Here is a 20,401-nt window from a genome sequence, read left to right on the forward strand (position 1 = left end):
CCATGACCACTCAGGCAGAGAAAGCACAGACCCTCGCCCGGCTGCACGCGGCTCCGGAGATCCTCCGCGTCGTGAACGTGTGGGACGCCGTGTCGGCGCGCACCATCGCCGCACTTCCCGAGACCCGCGCCATCGCGACGGCCGGCCACTCGATCGCCGCCTCGTTCGGCTACCCCGACGGCGAGGTGCCGCTCGACCTGGCGCTCGACATGATCGGCCGGATCGTCGAGGCCGTGGGAGACCTGCCCGTGAGCACCGACCTGGACGACGGCTACGGCGACGCGGGGGAGACCGTCCGTCGCGCGATCGGCAAGGGTGTGGTCGGAGCCAACGTCGAGGATCGCCTGCGGCCGCTCGACGAGGCCGTGGCGACGGTCGAGGCCATCGTCGCGGCGGGCGCCGCCGAAGGCGTGCCCTTCGTCCTCAACGCCCGCACCGACGCGTTCGTGCGCGCGGGCAAGCGCCCGGTCGAGGAGTCGATCGCCGACGCCGTCGAGCGCGGCCGCGCCTACCTCGCCGCCGGCGCCGACCTCGTGTTCGTCCCCGGCATCCTGGACGCCGACGTGACGCGCCAGCTCGTCGAAGGCATCGGCGAGCGCAAGGTCAGCGTCATCGGCCTGCCCGGCGCGCTCTCGGCGTCCGAGTACGAGGCGCTCGGCGTCGCCCGCATCTCGTACGGGCCCATGACGCAGCGCGTCGCGCTCACCGCTCTGCAGGACGTCGCCGCCGACCTCTATGCGGACGGCGTCATCCCCGCCGCCACGCGCGCCCTGAACTGACGCGCACCCGCATCCGATCGGCCCGCGGGAATCCCCGCGGGCCGATCGTCGTTGTGCCGGGCATGGAGCCCGCACCCGTCGACGTCATCGTGGTCGGTGCGGGCCAGGCGGGCCTCTCGGCCGCGTACCACCTCCAGCGGCGCGGATTCGTGGCGCTCGCGCGCGCGACCGGGGCCGACCAGACCTTCGTCGTCGTCGACGCGAATCCCGGGCCCGGCGGAGCATGGCAGCATCGCTGGGCCTCGTTGCGCATGGCGACGGTGAACGGCATCCACGAGCTTCCCGGGTTCGCGGTGCCGCCCGCCGATCCGCGCGCGGCGAGCCGCGACATCCTGCCCGCGTACTTCGACGAGTACGAGGAGCGCTTCGGGCTCGATGTGCTCCGGCCCGTGCAGGTGAAGGCGGTGCGCCGCGCCGACGACGACCCGCACGGTCGGCTGCGGGTCGAGACCGACCGCGGCGCCTGGGCCGCGCGGTTCGTGATCAACGCCACGGGCACGTGGACGCGGCCGTTCTGGCCGCGCTACCCGGGGCAGGAGCGCTTCCTCGGCCGGCAGCTGCACGTCGGCGACTACGTCTCGGCCGAGGAGTTCCGCGGGAAGCGGGTCGTCGTCGTCGGCGCCGGGGTCTCCGCCGTGCAGCTGCTCGACGAGATCTCGCACGTCGCCGACACGCTCTGGGTGACGCGCCGCGAGCCGGAGTGGGTGGAGGAGGACTTCGACATCCCGGCGCGCGTCGCCGCGATCGCCGGCGTCGAGGATCGCGTGCGCCGCGGCCTGGCTCCCGGGAGCGTGATCTCGGTGACCGGCATGCGCTGGACGCCGTGGGCTCGTGCGGCCGAGGCGCGCTGCGTGCTGGTGCGACACCCGATGTTCGCCTCGATCGAGGAGGACGGCGTGCGCATGCCCGACGGGACGTTCGAACGCGCCGACGTTATCCTGTGGGCAACAGGGTTCCGCCCCGCGCTCGACCACCTCGCGCCGCTGCGCCTTCGCACCCCGGAGGGCGGCTTCCGCGTCGAGAACGGCCGCTCGATCGACGAGCCGCGGCTGTTCCTCATCGGCTACGGGCCCTCGCAGTCGACGGTCGGCGCCAATCGCGCCGGGCGCGACGCCGTCCGCGCGATCGTCGCCGACCCCGTCGCGCTCGCCGCCTGAAGACTCAGGAGGGCGTGAGCGCGACGAGCAGCAGGTCGAGCGCGGAGTGCGCCGCCTCGCGAGCCCGCGCATCGCCTGGGCGGTCGGCGAGCCACAGCGCCGCCTCGTTCATCGCTCCGCTCAGCTGCTGCGCGAGCGCGTCGACGAGGTCTTCCGGGACGGTCTCCAGCGCCTCGACGGCCTCGCGCAGCTCCCTGCCCGAGGCGGCTGCGTCGAGCTCCCGCCACCGGCTCCACCCGAGCGCCGCGGGCGCGTCGACCAGCAGGATCCGGGCGGCACGGTCGTCCGTGATCGCGTCGAGGAACGCGTGGCTTCCGGCCCGCAGCTGGGCGGCAGCATCCGTCTCCTTCTCCGCCTCGGCGACCACGCGCGCCGCGATCTCCGCCTGCAGCCTCTCGGCGACGGCCACGAACAGGCCGAGCTTGCCGTCGTAGTGGTGGTAGACGGCGCCGCGCGTGACGCCCGCGCGGCGCGCGATGTCGTCGACGGATGCTGCGGCGAATCCGTCCGCAGCGAATCGGTCGCGCGCCACCTCGAGCACACGACGGGCGGTCTCGGCGGCGACGGCGGCGGTGGCTCTCGGCATGCGGTTCCTTTACGTGCACGATGTATGTATCTTGGATATACGGACACATTGTATGTAAAGGAAGGGTCGACATGGAGACCATGACGAGTTTCTACCCGGTCGTGATGACGACGGATGCCGCCGCCTCGGCGCGCTTCTTCCAGGACCACTTCGGGTTCACGCAGACGTTCGCGGCCGATTGGTACGTCAGTCTCGTGCGGGACGGATCCGAGGTGGCGTTCCTCGCGAGCGACCACCCGACGATCCCTGCGGGCTTCGGCGCCACGGCGCGCGGCCTGCTCCTCAACGTCGAGGTCGACGACGCCCGTGCTGCCCACGAGCGCCTCGTGGTGGACGGCGGGCTCGAGTGCGTGCTGACCCTGCGCGACGAGCCGTTCGGGCAGCGGCATTTCATCCTCGTCGCGCCCGGGGGCGTGCTCGTCGACGTGATCGAGCCCATCGAGCCCTCTCCCGAGTTCGCCGCGGCCTTCGCGTGAGCCGGCATCGTCGCGGCCGCCGCCGCGCCCGGGGAGTGATGCGCGGGGGACCGACGCTGACATAGCGTGGAACGCACGACGAAGGGGGACCCATGGCCCGCATCCTGATCTTCGGCGGCCACGGCAAGGTCGCGCTGCTGCTCGAGCCGCTGCTCGTGGCGCACGGGCACACCGTGACGGCCGTCATCCGCAACGCCGACCACGAGGCGGAGGTCGCGGCGACCGGCGCGCAGCCGCTCGTGGCCGATGCCGAGGCGCTCGATCTCGACCAGCTGACGAACCTCATCGCCGGCAACGACGTCGTCGTGTGGTCTGCGGGCGCCGGCGGTGGCAACCCGTCGCGCACCTACGCCGTGGACCGCGACGCCGCCGTCCGCTCGATGGATGCGGCCGCGGCCGCCGACGTGCTGCGGTACGTGATGGTGTCGTGGGTCGGCTCGCGCGCCGACCACGGCGTCGCACCCGACTCGTCGTTCTTCGCATACGCCGACGCGAAGTGGGCCGCCGACGCGCACCTCGCCGCGAGCGCGCTCGACTGGACGATCCTCGCTCCGGGGACGCTCACCCTCGAACCGCCGACGGGCCGCATCGCCCTCGATCCGAGCGGCGACGGCGCCGTGCCGCGGGCCGATGTGGCCGCGGTCGTCGCCGCGACGATCGCGGACGACTCCACGATCGGGCGCACGATCCGGTTCGGCGGCGGCGACGAGTTCATCGGCCACGCGATCGCGGACTGAGTCTCAGTCCTCGCTGGAGTGCAGACCGCGGCGGGCCGAGAGCAGCGTCACCTCGGGGTGCTCTGCGACCAGGCGCTCGGCGTGATCGAGCACGTCCCGCACGTGCGACGATCCGGAGGCGACGATCGAGACCCCGATCCGCGCGCGCCGGTGCAGGTCGTGCTCGCCGACCTCCGCGGCCGCCGCTTCGGTGCGCCGGCTCAACTCCGCGACGAGAGGGCGAAGGACGCTGCGCTTCTCCTTCAGCGAGCGGACGTCGCCGAGGAGCAGGTCGAACTCGATCCACCCGATCCACATGGGTCCATCGTGCCAGCGCCCGGGCCGCGCGCGCGGCCCTAGGCTCGGAGCATGCTCGCCACCGTCATCCACGCCGCCCGCCACATCCGCGTCGAGAACGTCCCCGATCCCGTGCTGTCCACCGGTGCCGATGCGATCGTGCGCGTCGTCGCCGCCTGCGTGTGCGGCTCCGACCTGTGGCCCTACCGCGGCGTCACGCCCACGCACGAACCGCACCGCATCGGGCACGAGTTCGTCGGCGTCGTCGAAGAGGTCGGCGCCGAGGTCGAGGCGGTGCGCCCCGGCGACTTCGTGATCGCGCCGTTCTACGTGTGCGACGGCACCTGCGCGAACTGCCGGAACGGCGTCAGCACGTCGTGCCTGAACGGCGGGTGGTGGGGCGCCGACGACCGATTCGGCGGCTTCGCCGACGGCGGCCAGGGTGAGCGTGTGCGCGTGCCGCTCGCCGACGGCACGCTCGCCGTCGTACCCGGACCTGTCGCGGACGCCGAGGTCCCGGGGCTGCTGACCCTCAGCGACGTCATGGGCACCGGCCACCATGCCGCGGTCTCGGCGGGCGTCGGCCCCGGCGACGCGGTCGCCGTCGTCGGCGACGGCGCCGTGGGCCTGTGCGCCGTCATCGCCGCCAAGCGCCTCGGCGCGACGACGATCATCGCCATGTCGCGCCACCCGCAGCGGCAGGCGCTCGCCCGCGACTTCGGCGCGACGCACGTCGTCGAGGAGCGCGGCGACGCCGGTGTCGAGGCGGTGCGCGCCCTGACCGGCGGCGTCGGCGCCGACCGGGTGCTGGAGTGCGTGGGCACGAAGGAGTCGATGGACCAGGCGCTGCGCTCGACGCGCCCGGGCGGCATGGTCGGCTACGTCGGCGTCCCCAACGGCGGACCGGAGCTGCCGGTGCGGCAGATGTTCAACCGCAACGTGGGCGTGAACGGCGGCGTCGCGCCGGTGCGCGGGTACATCGAGGAGCTCCTGCCGGACGTCCGCTCCGGGGCGATCCAGCCCGGACGCGTCTTCGACCTCGAGCTGCCGCTCGCCGAGGCCGCCGAGGCGTATGCGGCGATGGACGAACGGCGCGCGACCAAGGTGCTGCTGCGCCCCTGAGCGTCGACGCCCGGGCGGCGCGGCCGTCGGGCTGATCCGCGACGCGCCCGCGCGCCTGCGCGTGTGCGCGCCGCCATGAGGTAGAACATCAGAAGTCGAAGGGACCCGGACCGTGAAGCTCGTCAAGCGCATCATCGTGGTGCTCGTCATCGCGTTCGCGGCCTTCTACCTCATCACCCGCCCGCAGGACGCGGCGAACGCGGTGCAGGGCGCCATCGGCGCCGTGTGGGGCGCCGGCGTCGCGGTCGTCGACTTCTTCGTGGCGCTCGCCGCGGGCTGACATGTTCGATCCGCGGATCGAGAAGCACCTGATCGCCGATCAGGGCGAGCGGGTCGTCGACGAGGTCCGCAAGCACTGGGCGGCCACCGTCTCGGCGGTGCTCGAGCTGTTCGCCGGTGTCGTGGTGCTGCTGCTGGTCTTCTGGGTGCCGGCGCAGGCGTGGTGGGTCCCGGTCCTCCTCGGCGGCGCGATCACCGCTCACGCCGTGTGGCGGTTCTTCGAGCAGCACCTGGACCGCTTCGTGATCACGAACATGCGGGTGTTCCGCGTCCACGGCATCCTGTCGCAGCGCATCGCCACGATGCCGCTCACCCGCATCCTCGACATCTCGGTGCACAAGCCGGTCGTGGGCCGCCTCTTCGGCTACGGGCACTTCGTCTTCGAGTCCGCCGCGCAGGAGCAGGGGCTGCGCGACATCCGCTACGTGGGAGATCCCGACCGGCGCGGTCTCACGATCCAGCGGGTGATCCAGCAGGCGGGCCTGCGCGGGGCGGCCGGACGCGCCGAGCAGTTCGGCGGCGCCCCGATCCTGCCCCCTGCCGCCGAGCCGGCGCGGGTCACCGTCACCCCGGCCGCGGAGTACGACGCGAACGTCACGGCTCCGGTGACCGAGGCCGCGCGCCCGGTGGCAGCGCCGTCGGGATGGGACTGGCTCGCGGAGGCGCAGCGCCGCGAGGACGAGCGCCTCGCGCAGCTGCGCGGCGAGCCGGCGCCGGCGCCGCCGCCGTTCGACCCCGATCGCACGAGCACGGCCCCGATCAACCTGCCGCGCTGAGCTCCCGGCCGTCGGATGGCGGCCGGATCGGGAACATCGCGGACCACCCCCGCGTTCTGATAGCCTTGAGTGTCACTCGTGTGGCCGTTTCGGCACGCCTGGGCGCTGGTTCGTCCGGAGCTCGCGAGTGGCATCGCACGAACAATCCGCTTCGCCTCGGCTCGAGGCATCCGCTCGCCCCCGCGCGGCCGGAGGCCGTCGACAGCTCTGGCCCGACACCCCAACCCAACAAGGACAACCCACTACATGACTACCGCAACGACCGCCACGGCCACCAAGCAGGTCGCGATCAACGACATCGGATCTGCTGAGGACTTCCTGGCCGCGGTCGAGAAGACTCTGAAGTTCTTCAACGACGGCGACCTCATCGAAGGCACCGTGGTGAAGATCGACCGCGACGAGGTCCTCCTCGACGTCGGCTACAAGACCGAGGGCGTCATCCCCTCGCGCGAGCTCTCCATCAAGCACGACGTCGACCCGAACGAGGTCGTCAAGGTCGGCGACGAGGTCGAAGCCCTCGTTCTCCAGAAGGAGGACAAGGAAGGCCGCCTCATCCTCTCCAAGAAGCGCGCCCAGTACGAGCGCGCGTGGGGCGACGTCGAGAAGATCAAGGAGAACGACGGTGTCGTCACCGGCTCCGTGATCGAGGTCGTCAAGGGTGGTCTGATCGTCGACATCGGCCTCCGCGGCTTCCTCCCGGCTTCGCTCATCGAGCTGCGCCGCGTCCGCGACCTCACGCCGTACCTCGGCCAGGAGATCGAGGCGAAGATCCTCGAGCTCGACAAGAACCGCAACAACGTCGTGCTCTCGCGCCGCGCCCTGCTCGAGCAGACGCAGTCCGAGTCGCGCACCACGTTCCTCAACAACCTCCACAAGGGCCAGGTCCGCAAGGGCACGGTCTCGTCGATCGTCAACTTCGGTGCGTTCGTCGACCTCGGTGGCGTCGACGGTCTCGTCCACGTCTCGGAGCTCTCGTGGAAGCACATCGAGCACGCGTCCGAGGTCGTCGAGGTGGGCCAGGAGGTCACCGTCGAGATCCTCGAGGTCGACCTCGACCGCGAGCGCGTCTCGCTGTCGCTCAAGGCGACGCAGGAGGACCCCTGGCAGGTCTTCGCCCGCACGCACGCGATCGGTCAGGTCGCGCCGGGCAAGGTCACCAAGCTCGTTCCGTTCGGTGCGTTCGTGCGCGTCGCGGATGGCATCGAGGGCCTCGTGCACATCTCGGAGCTGTCGGGCAAGCACGTCGAGCTCGCCGAGCAGGTCGTGTCGGTCGGCGAAGAGGTCTTCGTCAAGATCATCGACATCGACCTCGAGCGTCGCCGCATCTCGCTGTCGCTCAAGCAGGCCAACGAGTCGGTCGACCCCAACGGCACCGAGTTCGACCCGGCGCTGTACGGCATGGTCACCGAGTACGACGAGAACGGCGAGTACAAGTACCCCGAGGGCTTCGACCCCGAGACCAACGCCTGGCTCGAAGGCTTCGACGAGCAGCGCGAGAAGTGGGAGCAGGAGTACGCCGCCGCCCACGCTCGCTGGGAGGCCCACAAGGCTGCCGTCACCAAGGCCCTCGAGGCCGAGGCTGCGGCTCCCGTCGAGACCGGCGCGTCCTCGTACTCGTCCGACAGCGGCCCCGCGGGCACGCTCGCGGACGACGAGGCTCTCGCGGCTCTGCGCGAGAAGCTCTCGGGTCGCTGATCCTGAGCTGATCCGCCGGTTCGCTCGAACCGCCTGATCACAAGGGCCGTCACCTCCTGGCCGCAAGGCCGGGGGTGGCGGCCCTTTCGCATGCCCGCCGGGACGTCGGCGCCCCGGGGTAGTCTCGCCGCGTGCCTGTCGATCCTCGTGCAGTCCGCTGCCTGGTGGACGATGACGGATGCCGCGGCCCCGTGCCCGACGGCTCCCCGATCGCGCTGTGCGAACGGCACCTCGCCGTGGCGGCCGACTGGGGCGCGGCCGAGCACGGGGTGACCGATGTGCTGCCGTCGCCGTGCGTCCTCTGCGGTTCGCGGCTCGGCGTGCACCACCCGTCGGGATGGCTGTGCGCGGTGTGCGAGTGGCGGCACGGGGAGGTGCCCGACGCCGAGCTGCCGTCGCCGCGCGTCGACGTCGTCTACTACCTCCGGTACGACGATCGCGTGAAGATCGGCACCACCGCTCAGCCGCGCCAGCGGCTGGGCGCCATCTGGCACGACGAGCTGCTGGCGTTCGAGCGCGGCGACCGCACGCTCGAGCAGCGCCGGCACGCGCAGTTCGCCGCCGAGCGCTTCGCCCGCACCGAGTGGTTCCAGCTGAGCGACGCGCTGCGCCGTCATATCGCCGTCGTGGCCGCGGGGGTCGACGACCCGTGGGCGCTGCACCGGCGCTGGGTGAGCGAGGCGGTGGCGCTGCGCGGCTGATCCAGGACGGGGCGGGCTGCGGCATCCGTCCCCTCAGCCGCCGGACGGGACCACCGCGGCGACGTCTGCGGCGTCGGGGTCGCACGGCGGGAAGTCGCCCGCGCGCCCGCCCTGGAGGTCACGCACGAACGTGTAGCGGATGCCCTCCGCATCGGCCGGCAGCACCACGACGACCCCGTACTCCGGCGTCCACCCGTCGGAGATCAGGAAGTACTGGCCGCCGGTCGACTCCAGGAGCCGCAGGCCTCGGTAGTGGTAGCGGGTGCTCTCGCCCTCGCCGAAGCACGACGTCTCGACGCCAGGGGCCACGATGTCGAGGTGCTCATCGCTGTCGACCTCCACGCCGGGCAGCGTCGACACCGTCCGCGGGAACTCCTGCGCGAGCTCGGTGCCCTCGACGGTGGCGAAGTTGGTGGCGGTCCAGAACAGCCCCACCGCGACGAGCACGGCGACGGCGCCGCGGAGGACGCCGTCGGTCAGCGGTGCCAGGCCCACCGCACCCGGCAGCTGCGCACGCAGGCTGAGCGCGTAGAGGAACAGCAGCACGCCGCCCGCGCACACGAGCGGTGCGGCGATGTAGGTGGCCGCGTAGCCGACGAGCCAGAGCGAGACCCCCGCCACGAACACCGCGATCGCCGCCAGCCAGAGCCGGCGCGCCACCAGCACGACCAGCCGGTCGTCGGCGCCGAGCCGCAGCCGCCGGCTGCGCCACCAGTGGTCCAGAGCCACCCACGCCAATCCGCCGGCCGCTGCGAGGACGGGGATCAGCACGACCGATCGCACGCTGCGACGCACGTAGTCGTCGACGGTCATGCCCAGGATCGCCTCGTCGATGCCGAGCATCGAGGCCATCCGCTCGCTGCGGATCCAGCCGAAGTACACCAGCATCGCGGTGAGCACGCCGACGTTGACGAGCACGGCGAGGAGCGCCTTGACGACGCCGCCGCGGAGTTCTTGCGAGGCTTCCGACTCTTCGGCGCCGCCGGCGGCCGCGGAGTTCGCAGTCATGACGATTCCGGCGTGGTCTCGGTTGGCGCGGGCGCTTCGGGGGCCGTCGCGGCCGGCGCCGGAGCAGGTTCGGCCGGGGGCGCAGACTCATCGGGCACAGCCGCGACGGGTGCCGGCGCGGGCTCGGCCGGCGCGGGCTCGGCCGGCGCGGGCTCGGCCGGCGCGGGTGCGGCCGGCGCGCGCTCGGGAGCCGGCTCGGCCGGCGCAGGCTCGGAAGACGGCTCGGCCGGCACGGACTCGGGAGCCGGGTCGGCCGGAGCGGGCGCAGGAGCGGGCTCGACGGGTGCGACCGCCGGATCTGTGCGGTCGGCGGGTGCGGCGGCGATCCTCTCCTCGGCTGTCGCCTCGATCGCCTCCCCGGGCTCCGCGGGCGGGGTGCCGTTCTCATCGGTCTCCTCGCGCCGGGCCACCTCGCCGGTGACGGCGGCCGGCGCAGGGGGATCGACGTAGCGGTAGATGAGCCCGAGGTCCTGAACAGGCGCGCACAGGCTCGCCGGCGGGGTTCCGGCCCCCGTCCACGCGAAGTCGCTCTCGATCACGCCGAAGGTGCAGGGGTCGTCCCAGACGGTCTGGCCGTTCTGCTGCTTCGAGACGTGCACGAGCGAGGTGCCTCCTCCCGGGCAGGCGATCGACGCGGGGGGAACCTGATCGCGCACGCTGACGAACATGCGGTACAGATCGCACTCCGGTTCGCCGTAGCCGGGGATGCCGTACGGCTGGCCGGTGGCGGGATCGATGGGCTCGGGGTCGCCGTCGAGCCCCTGGTCGCCGTACGTCGCGAGGGCGTTGAACGCCATCTCGTCCGACAGCCCGGCGTCGCTCTCGCACACCCGCAGCAGGGCGGCCATGTACAGCACGGTGTACCTCGGGGTGAGGAACCCCCACGACACCGGGTTGGGGCCGCCGGCGACGTTCAGCGGCTCCCCGATGTCGTCGCCGGTCGAGCGGATCACCCGGTTCAGGTACGACTGGGCGCTCGCGCAGCCGCCCAGCAGTGCGGCGAGGGCGGGGCCGTTGTTGCCGTTCACACTCGTGTCGGACTTCGGCAGCTCGAACCGGTAGCGGAACGGCTCCGCCACGGGCGGAGAGGAGGGCGTGGATGGTGCGCCACCGGGCTGCGTGCCGCCGCTGCCGCCGGAACCATTCGAACCGCTGTTGCCGCGCGAGCCACCCGCGCGACCCTGCCCGTCGGACCCGCCGGGCCCGCCGTTGCCGCCGGGCCCGCCGTTGCCGCCGGGCCCGCCGGGCCCGCCGTTCGCCGCGGGAGGCGTGCCGGGGTTCGCAGGATCGCCGGGAGACGGGGCCGTCTCAGGCTGCGCCTCGTCCTCCGCGGGGTCGCGGTCGGCGGGGCGGTCCTGGACGGCGTCGACGCTGTTCGCGTCCTCCTTCGGAGACACGGGCGAGTACGCGCCGCAGCCCGCGAGAGCGAGCGCCAGGGCGAGCGATGTCACGACCGCGAGCGTGCGCAGTGCGTGATGAGAGGCGGGGGGACGCTCCGATCGCGTCCGTCGGGTGCGGGCGATGGTACTCATACCCTGAAGAACAGTCCGCCCGGACGCGTGATACATGCCGAGCGCGCCGCGCGTCCAGCCGCTTCAAAGGATCGCGCCCTAGCGTGGCCACCCCATCCAGACACGGAGGACGCCATGGGATTCCTCGACCGACTGTTCGGCACCGACGACGCGAGCCGGCCGGCCGCCCCGACGCCCCCGCCCGCGGCGGGCTACCCGGGGACGGCGCCCGGCAGCCAGCCGCCCCGCAGCGAGGACGAGATCGCGATCGAGCGCTATCGCTATCTGCTGCGCACCGCTCCGCCCGAGACGATCGAGCAGGTGCACGCCGAGGCCTTCGCGAAGCTCACCGAGCCCCAGCGACAGCAGGTGCTCGCCGACCTCTCGGCGGGCCTTCCCCCTTACGAGCAGCCGCGCTCGACCGATCCGCAGGCGATGGCCCGCGCGGCCACGCGCGCCGAGTACACCAACCCGGGTTTCATGGAGCGCACGCTCGGCCCGCAGCGGCAGGGACCGTCGTTCGGTTCGATGCTCGGCTCGTCGATCCTCGGCACCGTCGTGGGCTACGTGATCGGGTCGGCGCTCGTGAGCTCGTTCCTCGCTCCCTCCTTCGCCGACCAGGGCTACGAGGACGGCTCCGGGCAGGACGCGTCGGGGGATGCCGGAGCCGACGCCTCCGCCGACGCGGGCGGCGATGCGGGCTGGGGCGACCCCGGCTCGGGCTGGGGCGGCGACGCGACCGGGGGCGACTTCGGCGGGGGATTCGGCGACTTCGGCTTCTGAGCCCGATGGCGCCACGCGCACCTCATCTGCGCACGCCCCTCACGCCGACGGCCCCGCATCCGTTAGCGTCGCGGTATGACCGCCGTGACGCCGCCGGGACCCGGGGCCTCCCCGGCGCCGTCGCGCGATGACGCGAACGGCACGGACGTCGCCGACCGCACGCGGGGCCGCACCGCGACGCTGAACCAGCTGCTGCTGGCGGGCGTCGTGCTCATCCTCGGGGTGCTCGTCGCCATCGGTCCCTTCCACGGCGACCCGGTCACGTTCTTCCTGGGGGTCGTCGTCGTGGTCGTCGTGACCGCCGCCACGCTCGCCGTCCCCTGGAACCTGCTGCCCCATGGGTGGGTGGCGGTGGTGCCCGCGGTCGACATCCTGGCGATCACGCTGATGCAGATCGCGGCACCCGACACCGTGCTCGGGCTGCTCTGGATCTTCCCCACGATGTGGCTCGCCGGCGGCTTCGGCCTGCTCGGGCTCTTCGGCGTGATCGTCGCCATCGCCGGCATCGTCAGCGTCCTCACCGCGCTGAGTGCGACCGAGGTGACCTACCGGACGTTCCTGCTCCCGCTCGTCCTCATCGCCGTCGCCGCCACGAGTCACCTCAACGCCCGCCGGTCGGACGCGCAGCGCACGCTCCTGGCCAAGCAGTCCCAGCTGCTGCGCAGCATCCTGGCCCGCACGCGCCGTCAGGAGCAGGTGGTGCTCGAAGTGCTGGACGCCGTCGACTTCGGCGTCGTGCGCATCGGCGCCGACGGGGCGTTCGCGGTCACCAATGAGGCGCACGGCAGGCTGCAGCAGGGCCTCGAGCCCGAGGATCAGGCCGAAGTGCCGGCGTTCCGCGACGACGGCACCTCGCGGCTGCCGCCTGACGAGCTTCCCCTCGAGCGTGCCCGTCGCGGCGAGGCGTTCGACGACCAGGTGGTGTGGTTCGGGGTGGACCCGGGGCCGCGTCGCGCTCTCACGATCACCGCCCGGCGGCTCACCGACCCGGACGGCGGCGACATCGGCGCCGTCGTCGTCTCGCGCGACGTCACTGCGGAGCTCACCGCGCTGCGCGCGCGGGACGAGCTGGTCGCGTCCGTCTCGCACGAGCTGCGGACGCCGCTGACCTCGATCCTCGGCTACCTCGATCTCGCCATCGAAGACCCCGACACGCCCGAGGCCGTCCGCGCGACGCTCGACGTGGCCGAGCGCAACGCGGAGCGGCTGCTGCGCATCGTCGCCGACATCCTGACGGCCTCGAGCTCGTCGTCTTCGTCGGTCGAGGCATCCCTCCGTCCTCAGCTGCTCGACGCCCGGGAGCTCGTGCGCGCGGCCGCAGCCGATGCGCTGCCGCGGGCGGCCGCCCGGGCCATCACCGTCGACGACACGGGACTGGAGTCGGCGACCGCCTGGGCGGATCCGCTGCGGCTGCGGCAGGTCGTCGACAACCTCGTCTCGAACGCGATCGCGTACAACAAGGACGGCGGAACGGTCTTCGTCGGCACGACCACCGACGGGGCGTCGAGCTGGATCCTGGTGCGCGACACGGGCGTCGGGATCTCGGAGGCCGATCGCTCGCGCCTGTTCCAGCGGTACTACAAGGCCGGCGGCGAACGGCGGGGCGGCACCGGGCTCGGCCTCGCGATCACGCGCGACATCGTCCGCGCCCACGGCGGCGAGCTCGCCCTCCACAGCGCGCAGGGCGTCGGCTCGACCTTCATCGTCAAGCTCCCCGCGATCCCTCCGGAAGGAGACGCGCCATGACCCTGGACCTCGCGAGCGTCCTGATCTTCACCGCGCTGGTGGTCAACGTCAGCGGCGTGCTGTTCATCCTCGAGACGCTGCTGCGCCGGGACGAGGGCGCGGGACGCATCTGGTCCATCGCCTTCCTGTCGGCCATGCTCACGACGCTCGCTTACACCATCTGGGCGCAGTCGGACGGCGTGTGGTGGGCGGTCGCCGTCGGCAACGCGGCGTTCGTCGCGGGGACCGGCTGCATGTGGCTGGGATGCCGGCGCTTCAACGGGCGGAGCATGCGCTGGCCGTCCGTGCTCGTCGCCGCGGCCGTGGTCGCCGCGTGGGTCGCGGTGGCGGTCGAGGGCGACGCCGGAGGCGACTGGGCGGGCGCGCTCTGGATGTTCGTGCCGCTGGTGGTCTTCGCCGGCGCGGGCGCGGTCGAGTGCCTCCGCGGTGAGATGCGGCGCTCGCGCACCGCGTGGGTGCTGGGCGCGGTGCTCGGGTTCCAGTCGCTGTACTACGTCTCTCGCACCACCGCCTTCGTGACCTCCGGTCCCGACAGCGCGCTCTTCGAGGCGGCGTTCGGCACCATCAGCACGAGCTTCCTCACCGTGACCCTGACCATCGTCGCGGTCGTGGTGACCTCGGTGCTGCGCGCCGGACGCGCGCCGATGCGCGGCTACATCCGGTCTGCGGCCCAGCCGGCCGGCGAGGAGGGCATCCTCGACGAGGACGCGTTCACCCGCACGCTCGACGGTCTCTGCCGGCGGGCGGCCGGCCGCGGTGAGCCGCTCGCAGTCACCGCAGTGCGCCTGGACGACCTGGACCAGATCTCCACGGCATTCGGGAGCGACGTGGCCGGGGCGGTGGCCCAGGCCTGGCGCGCCGGGGTGCGGCGCCACTCGCCCACGAACGCGGTGGTGGGGGAGGACGGCCCGACCGGTCTGGTGGTCGCCCTCGCCGTCGTGTCCGCGCCGGAGGCGCGCCGTCAGGCGGCGGCGATCTACCGCGGCCTCTTCGACGACCTCGGCAAGGTGGGCGGGGGAGTGATCCCGGTGGTCGGCGTGGGCGTCTCGCTGAGCGACGCCGCCGGGTACGAGCCGGCCGAGCTCACCCGCCTCGCGCGCGAGGCGGCGAGCCGGGCAGCGGCCACGGTCGAGACCTCCGTGCTCGTCGACGAGGGCGAGTAGCGGCATCCGCTCCCGTCGCGTGGCGTGTCAGGCGGTGAGCCGGTAGCCGACTCCGCGCACCGTCTCGATCCACCGCGGCTGCGCCGGCGACTCGCCGAGCTTGCGGCGCAGGTTGGCCATGTGCACCTCGATGGCCCGCGCGTCGCTGTCGGACACGAAGTCGCTGACGGCGTACTGGTCGCCTCGCAGCATGAGCGCAAGATCGGACTTGGCCCGCACGCGCCGGCCGGCGACGAGCAGATCGGCGAGGATGTCGAACTCGCTGCGGGTGAGCTCGATGTCGCGATCGTCGACCGTGACGATGTGCGTCGCGGGGTTCAGCCGCAGCCCGTGGTGCTCGTGCCAGACGCCGTCGCCGTCGCCGTCGATCGTCGCCACGGCTGATGCCGGCGCGCCGTCGGCCGTGGCCACGTGGCGGGGCCGGCGCAGCATCGCGTCGATGCGCGCGCGCAGTTCGCGCGGCCGGAAGGGCTTGGCCACATAGTCGTCGGCCCCGGCCTCGAGTCCCTGGAGCGCGTCGATCTCCTCGGTCCGGGCGCTCAGCATGACGATGTACGTCGAGCTGAACGCGCGGATGCGCTTCGCGGTCTCGAATCCGTCCATGCCGGGCATGTTGACGTCGAGCGTCGTGACGAGCGGGCGGTGCTCCCTGACCAGTTCGACGCCGGCAGCGCCGTCCGGTGCGCCGTGCACCTCGAATCCCGCCTGGGCGAGGACCGTGGCCAGGAGCGACCGGATGTCATCCTCGTCCTCGATCACGACGGCGACACGCGTTTCTTCCACCGATGCACCCCCCGGATCCGGTGATGCGGTCGACGGATCCTGGACGTCGGTCATGATATCCCAGAACGCCACCCGAAACGGGCGTGGCGGGGCATCCATCACGCGTCGCACGCGTCGCGGCGGCGGCGACCTGCGGCGGAGACTGCAGCGGCACGCGCGCGCACCGCGGGCGCGAGACCTGCGGCACGGGCCGCGCGGAGGGCGGGAGATCTCCCCACATCCCGCCCTGCGCGCGTCCTCGGTGCACGGACCGGAGCCGCACTCGTCCCCACTCGAGCGGCCGGTCCGCACCTCAGGTAGATCCCACCGCCGGCGCCGTCACCCGGACGGGCGGTTGTGCCTGTGCGGTGAGGCGGGATCACGTCGCACGCGGCATTCATGCGTCCGGCGTTCATCTCCCGCCCCTCCCAGTCCGCATCAGCGGATCTGTCCTTCGGGTGCCCCGAGGCTATCCCGCGCCCCTCAGTGGTCCCTCAAGCGCGCCTCAGGAACCGCGCAGGCTTCGGGGGGCGCGGGCGCCGTCGCCACGGCCGGGCGTGGCATCCTCGATACATGCCCCTCGTCGCTCTCACCGGAGGCATCGCCTCGGGGAAGTCCACGATCGCCCGCCGTCTGGCCGACCACGGTGCCGTGGTCGTCGACGCCGACCAGCTGGTGCGCGAGGTGCAGACGCCCGGCTCGCCGGTGCTGGCCGCCATCGCGGCGGCCTTCGGCGACGGGATGCTGCGGGCCGACGGATCGCTGGACCGCGCCGCCCTGGGCGGCCGGGTGTTCGGCGACGACGACGCGATCGCCCGGCTCAACGCCATCGTCCATCCCGCGGTGCGAGAGGAGTCGGCGCGCCGGTTCGCGGCGGCGTTCGCGGCCGATCCCGCCGCGGTGGTCGTGTACGACGTGCCGCTGCTCGTGGAGGCCCGCGTGGAGGACCCCTGGGAGCTCATCGTCGTCGCGCACGCGCCCGCGGAGGTCCGCCTGCGCCGCCTCGTCGAGCTGCGCGGCCTGAGCCCGGCAGACGCCGAGGCGAGGCTGGCCTCGCAGGTGCCCGACGAGGCCCGCCTGCGCATCGCCGACGTCGTGGTCGACACCTCGGGCACCCACGACGACACGAACCGCCAGGTGGACGAGCTGTGGGCGGGGCTCGACGAGCACCTCGCGCGGCGGGCCGCGCGAACGTAGCCTGGAGAGGGAGCGAGGAGGTCCTCATGGCCGTGTTCTCGAGGTTTCGCCGGCGCAAGACGCCCTACGGAGCGACGACCGACGAGGAGCGCATCGCGCGCTACGTCTACCTGCTCAACACCCTGCCCGCGTCCGTGATCGAGAGCGCCCACGCGTCGGCGTTCGCCGACCTTCCGCCGGAGCGCCGTCGCGAGCTGTTCGAGCAGCTCCGGCCCTTCCTCGCGGAGTCCGAGCGCGACGCGGCAGCCGAGGATCCCAGCGTCATCGCGCGCCTCGTCCGCCGCGCCGAGGAGCACAGGGTGCGCCGCACGGCGGCGGAAGCGGATGCCGCGACCCGGCCGGCGGCGGACCCCGCCCGCACGGCGGTGGGGGTCGACGAACGCGACCCGCGCGACAGTGTGGATCCGCGCACGATGCTCCTGAACGTCGGTGTGATGACGATCGTGGCGAACCAGTTCCTGCTGTCCAGCTCGGTGGCCGCGTACTACACGGTCGGCGCGGGATCCCTGCAGCTCGGCGACGGCCCGGCATGGATCGGCGACACGTTCGACCCCGGCTCGGGCGGCTACGACGGCGGTGGGTTCGACGGGGGAGGCGGTTTCGACGGGGGCGGCTTCGGCGGGGGATTCGACGCCGGCGGCTTCGGTGGCGGGTTCGACGGCGGCGGGGGCTTCGGGGGCTGAATCCCGCGCGGGCCGCGGGCCGCGGCATCCGCTCCTCGCGAACGCCGCCCCGGTGTCGGAGGCGCCGCCTACGCTGGACGGGTGCAGACCACTCGATCCGTGCGGCCGTTCGAGGTCGTGAGCGAATTCGCGCCGTCGGGCGACCAGCCGCAGGCGATCGCCGAGCTCGCCGCCCGCATCAACGCCGGTGAGACCGACGTCGTCCTGCTGGGCGCCACCGGCACCGGCAAGTCGGCCACGACCGCCTGGCTCGTCGAGGCCGTGCAGCGGCCCACGCTGGTGCTGGCGCACAACAAGACGCTCGCGGCTCAGCTGGCCAATGAGTTCCGCGAGCTCATGCCGAACAACGCGGTCGAGTACTTCGTCAGCTATTACGACTACTACCAGCCCGAGGCGTACGTCCCGCAGACCGACACCTTCATCGAGAAGGACTCCTCGATCAACGCCGAGGTCGAGCGCCTGCGGCACTCCACGACCAACTCGCTGCTCAGCCGCCGCGACGTCGTCGTGGTCAGCACCGTGTCGTGCATCTACGGCCTCGGCTCGCCCGAGGAGTACCTGCGGGCGATGGTCGCGCTGCAGGTGGGGGAGCGCTACGACCGCGACGCCCTCATCCGCAAGTTCATCGCGATGCAGTACAACCGCAACGACGTCGACTTCTCGCGGGGCAACTTCCGCGTCCGCGGCGACACCATCGAGATCATCCCGGTGTACGAGGAGTACGCCGTGCGCATCGAGCTGTTCGGCGACGAGATCGAGGCGATCTACATGCTGCACCCGCTGACGGGCGACGTCGTGCAGCGCATGGACGCCGTGCCGATCTTCCCCGCGACGCACTACGCGGCCGGCACCGAGACCGTGCAGCGTGCGATCGGCACGATCGAGCACGAGCTCGAGGAGCGCCTGAAAGAGCTCGAGTCGCAGAACAAGCTGCTCGAGGCCCAGCGCCTGCGCATGCGCACGACGTTCGACCTCGAGATGCTGCAGCAGCTCGGCTTCTGCTCGGGGATCGAGAACTACTCGCGCCACCTCGACGGGCGCATGCCGGGCGAGCCGCCGCACACGCTGCTCGACTTCTTCCCCGACGACTTCCTCATGGTGATCGACGAGTCGCACGTGACGGTGCCGCAGATCGGGGCGATGTACGAGGGGGATGCCTCGCGCAAGCGCACGCTCGTCGAGCACGGCTTCCGGCTTCCCAGTGCGCTCGACAACCGGCCGCTGCGGTGGGACGAGTTCAAGAACCGCGTCGGGCAGACGGTGTACCTGTCGGCGACGCCCGGGCGCTACGAGATGGGGATCGCAGACGGGGTGGTCGAGCAGATCATCCGCCCGACGGGCCTGGTCGACCCCGAGATCGTGGTGAAGCCCTCGAAGGGTCAGATCGACGACCTCCTGGAGGAGATCCGCATCCGCGTGGATCGCGACGAGCGCGTGCTCGTGACGACCCTCACGAAGAAGATGGCCGAAGAGCTCACCGACTTCCTCGGCGAGCACGGCGTGCGCGTGCGCTACCTGCACTCCGACGTCGACACCCTGCGCCGCGTCGAGCTCCTCAGCGAGCTGCGGGCGGGCGTCTACGACGTGCTCGTCGGCATCAACCTGCTGCGAGAGGGTCTCGACCTGCCCGAGGTGTCGCTCGTGTCGATCCTCGACGCCGACAAAGAGGGGTTCCTCCGCAGCGGCACGTCGCTCATCCAGACGATCGGTCGTGCCGCCCGCAACGTGTCAGGCCAGGTGCACATGTACGCCGACACCGTGACCGACTCGATGGCCAAGGCGATCGAAGAGACCGACCGGCGCCGCGAGAAGCAGATCGCCTACAACACCGCCAACGGCATCGAGCCGCAGGCGCTGCGCAAGCGCATCGCCGACATCACCGAGGTGCTGGCGCGCGAGGCGTCCGACACCGACAGGATGCTGCGCGGCAAGGCCGCGTCGAAGACGAAGTCCGGCATGGGCAAAAGCCCGACGCCGCAGCTGCGGCGCGAGGGCATCGCCGCCGAGGGGGCCGAGCAGCTCGAAGCGACGATCGCCGACCTCAGCCAGCAGATGCTCTCGGCCGCCGGCGAGCTCAAGTTCGAGCTCGCGGCGCGGCTGCGCGACGAGGTGCAGGACCTCAAGAAAGAGCTGCGCGCCATGGAGCGCGCCGGCCACGCCTGACCCTTCGACGTCGCGCAAGAACGGGGTGGCGGGCCTGCCGCGCAGGACTCAGGGGCAGTGCATCAGCGGCTTGGGGCCCGACCGGTCGAACGTGTGCTGCGTGATGGGCGCACCGCACAGCGGGCAGGCCCGCTCGGCGCGCTCCGCCGCGGTGGGCGGGGGAGTCGTCTCGTACGGTCCGACCGCGGCGGGGCCGGCCGCCCGGATGAGGTTGGCGTTGATCCAGGCGTACCAGCCGCCCGCCTCTCGCACGCGTTCGCGGAGCGGGCGACGGTCGCGGGGGGAGGCGTTCGATTCCGGCATGTTCTTAGTGTACTAACGATTCGTGCGCGATACGATCGGATCGTGACGGATGCCGCACTCACTCCCGACGACCTGCTCAAGCTCGACAACCAGGTCTGCTTCGCCCTGGTCACGGCGGCCCGCAACGTCGTCGGCCTGTACCGCCCGATCCTCGAACCCCTCGGTCTGACCCACCCGCAGTACCTCGTCATGCTGGCGCTGTGGGAGCGGTCGCCGCGCTCGCTCCGGGAGCTGGCCGGCGAGCTCGCACTGGAGCCCGCCACGCTGTCTCCGCTGGTGAAGCGTCTCCAGGCGCAGGGGCTTGTGACGCGCGCACGTCGCGACGGCGACGAGCGCGTGCTCGACGTCGGACTCACCGACGAGGGCCGCCGCCTGCGGGAGCGGGCACTCGAGGTGCCGGGCAAGGTGATGGCGAGCGTCGGCACGGATGCCGCGGTGCTGCTGGCCCTGCGCGACGCGCTGCAGCCCTTCGCCGGCGCGCGCTGAAGACCGGCCTTC

The 20,401-nt window shown here is 72.3% G+C and carries 22 protein-coding genes; 16 read left to right on the plus strand and 6 right to left on the minus strand.

Annotated elements, in window-relative coordinates:
* Nucleotides 1-2 precede the first annotated feature (2 nt).
* A complete protein-coding gene (locus R8Z57_RS05970) occupies nucleotides 3-779 on the plus strand; it encodes an isocitrate lyase/phosphoenolpyruvate mutase family protein (protein ID WP_318352866.1) in 777 nt (258 codons plus the stop codon).
* A 62-nt stretch (nucleotides 780-841) separates the two neighbouring features.
* Nucleotides 842-1,936 carry an NAD(P)-binding domain-containing protein gene (locus R8Z57_RS05975; RefSeq protein WP_318352867.1) on the plus strand — a complete coding sequence of 365 codons (1,095 nt, stop codon included), beginning with the start codon at nucleotides 842-844 and terminating at the stop codon, nucleotides 1,934-1,936.
* Between the two features lie 4 nt (nucleotides 1,937-1,940).
* Here the strand turns inward: R8Z57_RS05975 and R8Z57_RS05980 are convergent, their stop codons facing one another.
* Nucleotides 1,941-2,522 carry a helix-turn-helix domain-containing protein gene (locus tag R8Z57_RS05980; protein WP_318352868.1) on the minus strand — a complete coding sequence of 194 codons (582 nt, stop codon included), beginning with the start codon at nucleotides 2,520-2,522 and terminating at the stop codon, nucleotides 1,941-1,943.
* Between the two features lie 71 nt (nucleotides 2,523-2,593).
* On the opposite strand from R8Z57_RS05980, the gene R8Z57_RS05985 reads away from it, so the two are divergent.
* Entirely contained in the window at nucleotides 2,594-2,998 is a 405-nt protein-coding gene (locus R8Z57_RS05985; protein ID WP_318352869.1) for a VOC family protein, read from the plus strand.
* Between the two features lie 92 nt (nucleotides 2,999-3,090).
* A complete protein-coding gene (locus tag R8Z57_RS05990) occupies nucleotides 3,091-3,735 on the plus strand; it encodes an NAD(P)H-binding protein (RefSeq protein WP_318352870.1) in 645 nt (214 codons plus the stop codon).
* Nucleotides 3,736-3,738: 3 nt separating this feature from the next.
* Here R8Z57_RS05990 and R8Z57_RS05995 read toward each other — a convergent pair whose 3' ends face one another.
* Complete coding sequence (locus R8Z57_RS05995) at nucleotides 3,739-4,032, minus strand: DUF503 domain-containing protein (protein WP_318352871.1); 294 nt, start codon at nucleotides 4,030-4,032, stop codon at nucleotides 3,739-3,741.
* A 51-nt stretch (nucleotides 4,033-4,083) separates the two neighbouring features.
* Here R8Z57_RS05995 and R8Z57_RS06000 point away from each other — a divergent pair, with 51 nt between their 5' ends.
* The 5 genes from R8Z57_RS06000 to R8Z57_RS06020 all read left to right on the plus strand — a co-directional run bounded on the left by R8Z57_RS06000 (nucleotide 4,084) and on the right by R8Z57_RS06020 (nucleotide 8,584).
* A complete protein-coding gene (locus tag R8Z57_RS06000) occupies nucleotides 4,084-5,133 on the plus strand; it encodes a zinc-dependent alcohol dehydrogenase family protein (protein WP_318352872.1) in 1,050 nt (349 codons plus the stop codon).
* A gap of 112 nt (nucleotides 5,134-5,245) precedes the next feature.
* The gene (locus R8Z57_RS06005) at nucleotides 5,246-5,413 is read left to right on the plus strand and encodes a hypothetical protein (protein WP_318352873.1); all 168 of its coding nucleotides are present in this window, start codon (nucleotides 5,246-5,248) and stop codon (nucleotides 5,411-5,413) included.
* A 1-nt stretch (nucleotide 5,414) separates the two neighbouring features.
* Nucleotides 5,415-6,188: a PH domain-containing protein gene (locus tag R8Z57_RS06010; RefSeq protein WP_318352874.1), complete on the plus strand. Its 774-nt coding sequence runs from the start codon at nucleotides 5,415-5,417 to the stop codon at nucleotides 6,186-6,188.
* Between the two features lie 246 nt (nucleotides 6,189-6,434).
* Nucleotides 6,435-7,883 (plus strand): 30S ribosomal protein S1, encoded by a 1,449-nt coding sequence (gene rpsA, locus R8Z57_RS06015; RefSeq protein ID WP_318352875.1) that lies wholly within the window; start codon nucleotides 6,435-6,437, stop codon nucleotides 7,881-7,883.
* A 131-nt stretch (nucleotides 7,884-8,014) separates the two neighbouring features.
* Nucleotides 8,015-8,584, plus strand: coding sequence for a GIY-YIG nuclease family protein (locus tag R8Z57_RS06020; RefSeq protein ID WP_318352876.1), 570 nt, complete (start codon nucleotides 8,015-8,017; stop codon nucleotides 8,582-8,584).
* A 33-nt stretch (nucleotides 8,585-8,617) separates the two neighbouring features.
* Here the strand turns inward: R8Z57_RS06020 and R8Z57_RS06025 are convergent, their stop codons facing one another.
* Together R8Z57_RS06025 and R8Z57_RS06030 are read right to left on the minus strand one after the other, a co-directional pair.
* A complete protein-coding gene (locus tag R8Z57_RS06025; protein ID WP_318352877.1) occupies nucleotides 8,618-9,592 on the minus strand; it encodes a hypothetical protein in 975 nt (324 codons plus the stop codon).
* Nucleotides 9,589-11,043 carry a hypothetical protein gene (locus R8Z57_RS06030; RefSeq protein ID WP_318352878.1) on the minus strand — a complete coding sequence of 485 codons (1,455 nt, stop codon included), beginning with the start codon at nucleotides 11,041-11,043 and terminating at the stop codon, nucleotides 9,589-9,591. Before R8Z57_RS06030 ends, R8Z57_RS06025 begins: the two co-directional genes overlap by 4 nt.
* A gap of 195 nt (nucleotides 11,044-11,238) precedes the next feature.
* On the opposite strand from R8Z57_RS06030, the gene R8Z57_RS06035 reads away from it, so the two are divergent.
* The 3 genes from R8Z57_RS06035 (at nucleotide 11,239) to R8Z57_RS06045 (ending at nucleotide 14,795) form a co-directional block, all read left to right on the plus strand.
* Nucleotides 11,239-11,886, plus strand: coding sequence for a hypothetical protein (locus tag R8Z57_RS06035; protein ID WP_318352879.1), 648 nt, complete (start codon nucleotides 11,239-11,241; stop codon nucleotides 11,884-11,886).
* 75 nt (nucleotides 11,887-11,961) lie between these two features.
* A complete protein-coding gene (locus R8Z57_RS06040; RefSeq protein WP_318352880.1) occupies nucleotides 11,962-13,632 on the plus strand; it encodes a sensor histidine kinase in 1,671 nt (556 codons plus the stop codon).
* Nucleotides 13,629-14,795, plus strand: a complete 1,167-nt coding sequence (locus R8Z57_RS06045) for a hypothetical protein (protein WP_318352881.1) — start codon at nucleotides 13,629-13,631, stop codon at nucleotides 14,793-14,795. Before R8Z57_RS06040 ends, R8Z57_RS06045 begins: the two co-directional genes overlap by 4 nt.
* Before the next feature lie 27 nt (nucleotides 14,796-14,822).
* Here the strand turns inward: R8Z57_RS06045 and R8Z57_RS06050 are convergent, their stop codons facing one another.
* Nucleotides 14,823-15,632, minus strand: coding sequence for a response regulator transcription factor (locus tag R8Z57_RS06050; protein ID WP_318352882.1), 810 nt, complete (start codon nucleotides 15,630-15,632; stop codon nucleotides 14,823-14,825).
* A 498-nt stretch (nucleotides 15,633-16,130) separates the two neighbouring features.
* Between R8Z57_RS06050 and coaE the strand changes: the two genes are divergently transcribed.
* The 3 genes from coaE (at nucleotide 16,131) to uvrB (ending at nucleotide 19,600) form a co-directional block, all read left to right on the plus strand.
* Nucleotides 16,131-16,754: a dephospho-CoA kinase gene (gene coaE, locus R8Z57_RS06055; RefSeq protein WP_318352883.1), complete on the plus strand. Its 624-nt coding sequence runs from the start codon at nucleotides 16,131-16,133 to the stop codon at nucleotides 16,752-16,754.
* A gap of 26 nt (nucleotides 16,755-16,780) precedes the next feature.
* On the plus strand, nucleotides 16,781-17,437 hold the full coding sequence (locus R8Z57_RS06060; protein WP_318352884.1) for a hypothetical protein: 657 nt from the start codon (nucleotides 16,781-16,783) through the stop codon (nucleotides 17,435-17,437).
* A gap of 81 nt (nucleotides 17,438-17,518) precedes the next feature.
* A complete protein-coding gene (gene uvrB, locus R8Z57_RS06065; protein WP_318352885.1) occupies nucleotides 17,519-19,600 on the plus strand; it encodes an excinuclease ABC subunit UvrB in 2,082 nt (693 codons plus the stop codon).
* A 48-nt stretch (nucleotides 19,601-19,648) separates the two neighbouring features.
* Here the strand turns inward: uvrB and R8Z57_RS06070 are convergent, their stop codons facing one another.
* The gene (locus tag R8Z57_RS06070; protein WP_318352886.1) at nucleotides 19,649-19,903 is read right to left on the minus strand and encodes a hypothetical protein; all 255 of its coding nucleotides are present in this window, start codon (nucleotides 19,901-19,903) and stop codon (nucleotides 19,649-19,651) included.
* Nucleotides 19,904-19,945: 42 nt separating this feature from the next.
* Between R8Z57_RS06070 and R8Z57_RS06075 the strand changes: the two genes are divergently transcribed.
* Nucleotides 19,946-20,389, plus strand: coding sequence for a MarR family transcriptional regulator (locus R8Z57_RS06075; RefSeq protein ID WP_318352887.1), 444 nt, complete (start codon nucleotides 19,946-19,948; stop codon nucleotides 20,387-20,389).
* The last annotated feature ends 12 nt before the right edge of the window (nucleotides 20,390-20,401 follow it).

This window comes from Microbacterium sp. M3 (assembly GCF_033548675.1).
Taxonomy (GTDB): Bacteria; Actinomycetota; Actinomycetes; order Actinomycetales; family Microbacteriaceae; genus Microbacterium; species Microbacterium arthrosphaerae.

Excerpts from the sequence above, each read along its gene's own strand:
- R8Z57_RS05970 (WP_318352866.1), top strand. The coding sequence starts at position 3 with ATGACCACTCAGGCAGAGAAAGCACAGACCCTCGCCCGGCTGCACGCG.
- R8Z57_RS05975 (WP_318352867.1), top strand. The coding sequence starts at position 842 with ATGGAGCCCGCACCCGTCGACGTCATCGTGGTCGGTGCGGGCCAGGCG.
- R8Z57_RS05980 (WP_318352868.1), bottom strand. The coding sequence starts at position 2,522 with ATGCCGAGAGCCACCGCCGCCGTCGCCGCCGAGACCGCCCGTCGTGTG.
- R8Z57_RS05985 (WP_318352869.1), top strand. The coding sequence starts at position 2,594 with ATGGAGACCATGACGAGTTTCTACCCGGTCGTGATGACGACGGATGCC.
- R8Z57_RS05990 (WP_318352870.1), top strand. The coding sequence starts at position 3,091 with ATGGCCCGCATCCTGATCTTCGGCGGCCACGGCAAGGTCGCGCTGCTG.
- R8Z57_RS05995 (WP_318352871.1), bottom strand. The coding sequence starts at position 4,032 with ATGTGGATCGGGTGGATCGAGTTCGACCTGCTCCTCGGCGACGTCCGC.
- R8Z57_RS06000 (WP_318352872.1), top strand. The coding sequence starts at position 4,084 with ATGCTCGCCACCGTCATCCACGCCGCCCGCCACATCCGCGTCGAGAAC.
- R8Z57_RS06010 (WP_318352874.1), top strand. The coding sequence starts at position 5,415 with ATGTTCGATCCGCGGATCGAGAAGCACCTGATCGCCGATCAGGGCGAG.
- rpsA (WP_318352875.1), top strand. The coding sequence starts at position 6,435 with ATGACTACCGCAACGACCGCCACGGCCACCAAGCAGGTCGCGATCAAC.
- R8Z57_RS06025 (WP_318352877.1), bottom strand. The coding sequence starts at position 9,592 with ATGACTGCGAACTCCGCGGCCGCCGGCGGCGCCGAAGAGTCGGAAGCC.
- R8Z57_RS06035 (WP_318352879.1), top strand. The coding sequence starts at position 11,239 with ATGGGATTCCTCGACCGACTGTTCGGCACCGACGACGCGAGCCGGCCG.
- R8Z57_RS06040 (WP_318352880.1), top strand. The coding sequence starts at position 11,962 with ATGACCGCCGTGACGCCGCCGGGACCCGGGGCCTCCCCGGCGCCGTCG.
- R8Z57_RS06045 (WP_318352881.1), top strand. The coding sequence starts at position 13,629 with ATGACCCTGGACCTCGCGAGCGTCCTGATCTTCACCGCGCTGGTGGTC.
- R8Z57_RS06050 (WP_318352882.1), bottom strand. The coding sequence starts at position 15,632 with ATGACCGACGTCCAGGATCCGTCGACCGCATCACCGGATCCGGGGGGT.
- coaE (WP_318352883.1), top strand. The coding sequence starts at position 16,131 with ATGCCCCTCGTCGCTCTCACCGGAGGCATCGCCTCGGGGAAGTCCACG.
- R8Z57_RS06060 (WP_318352884.1), top strand. The coding sequence starts at position 16,781 with ATGGCCGTGTTCTCGAGGTTTCGCCGGCGCAAGACGCCCTACGGAGCG.
- R8Z57_RS06070 (WP_318352886.1), bottom strand. The coding sequence starts at position 19,903 with ATGCCGGAATCGAACGCCTCCCCCCGCGACCGTCGCCCGCTCCGCGAA.